Source organism: Enterobacter sp. 237C8 (assembly GCF_034106865.1).
Classification (GTDB): domain Bacteria; phylum Pseudomonadota; class Gammaproteobacteria; order Enterobacterales; family Enterobacteriaceae; genus Enterobacter; species Enterobacter asburiae_B.
In genome coordinates, this window is the sequence record NZ_JAWNDF010000020.1 from 1 (window position 1) to 1,491 (window position 1,491).

A 1,491-nucleotide genomic window follows, 5' to 3' on the forward strand; every position below is an offset into this window, starting at 1 on the left:
GGCAGTTCCCTACTCTCACATGGGGAGACCCCACACTACCATCGGCGCTACGGCGTTTCACTTCTGAGTTCGGCATGGGGTCAGGTGGGACCACCGCGCTAAAGCCGCCAGGCAAATTCTGTTAATCTGTATCAGGCTGAAAATCCTGTCTCTCTCTTCGCCGAAACAGCTTCGGCGTTGTAAGGTTAAGCCTCACGGTTCATTAGTATCGGTTAGCTCAACGCATCGCTGCGCTTACACACCCGACCTATCAACGTCGTAGTCTTCAACGTTCCTTCAGGACCCTTAAAGGGTCAGGGAGAACTCATCTCGGGGCAAGTTTCGTGCTTAGATGCTTTCAGCACTTATCTTTTCCGCATTTAGCTACCGGGCAGTGCCATTGGCATGACAACCCGAACACCAGTGATGCGTCCACTCCGGTCCTCTCGTACTAGGAGCAGCCCCCCTCAATTCTCCAGCGCCCACGGCAGATAGGGACCGAACTGTCTCACGACGTTCTAAACCCAGCTCGCGTACCACTTTAAATGGCGAACAGCCATACCCTTGGGACCTACTTCAGCCCCAGGATGTGATGAGCCGACATCGAGGTGCCAAACACCGCCGTCGATATGAACTCTTGGGCGGTATCAGCCTGTTATCCCCGGAGTACCTTTTATCCGTTGAGCGATGGCCCTTCCATTCAGAACCACCGGATCACTATGACCTGCTTTCGCACCTGCTCGAGCCGTCACTCTCGCAGTCAAGCTAGCTTATGCCATTGCACTAACCTCCTGATGTCCGACCAGGATTAGCTAACCTTCGTGCTCCTCCGTTACTCTTTGGGAGGAGACCGCCCCAGTCAAACTACCCACCAGACACTGTCCGCAACCCGGATTACGGGTCTACGTTAGAACACCAGCCATTAAAGGGTGGTATTTCAAGGTCGGCTCCACGCAGACTGGCGTCCACGCTTCAAAGCCTCCCACCTATCCTACACATCAAGGACCAGTGTTCAGTGTCAAGCTATAGTAAAGGTTCACGGGGTCTTTCCGTCTTGCCGCGGGTACACTGCATCTTCACAGCGAGTTCAATTTCACTGAGTCTCGGGTGGAGACAGCCTGGCCATCATTACGCCATTCGTGCAGGTCGGAACTTACCCGACAAGGAATTTCGCTACCTTAGGACCGTTATAGTTACGGCCGCCGTTTACCGGGGCTTCGATCAAGAGCTTCGCGTTACCGCTAACCCCATCAATTAACCTTCCGGCACCGGGCAGGCGTCACACCGTATACGTCCACTTTCGTGTTTGCACAGTGCTGTGTTTTTAATAAACAGTTGCAGCCAGCTGGTATCTTCGACTGATTTCAGCTCCACCCGCAGGGGCTTCACCTACATATCAGCGTGCCTTCTCCCGAAGTTACGGCACCATTTTGCCTAGTTCCTTCACCCGAGTTCTCTCAAGCGCCTTGGTATTCTCTACCTGACCACCTGTGTCGGTTTGGGGTACGATTT

Annotated in this window: 2 rRNA genes; both read right to left on the bottom strand. The window is 53.7% G+C overall.

The features are described from left to right. A 5S ribosomal RNA gene (rrf, locus tag USF70_RS21690) occupies nucleotides 1–112 on the bottom strand; the annotation flags it as partial. Between the two features lie 69 nt (nucleotides 113–181). Next, nucleotides 182–1,491, bottom strand: a 23S ribosomal RNA gene (locus USF70_RS21695); the annotation flags it as partial.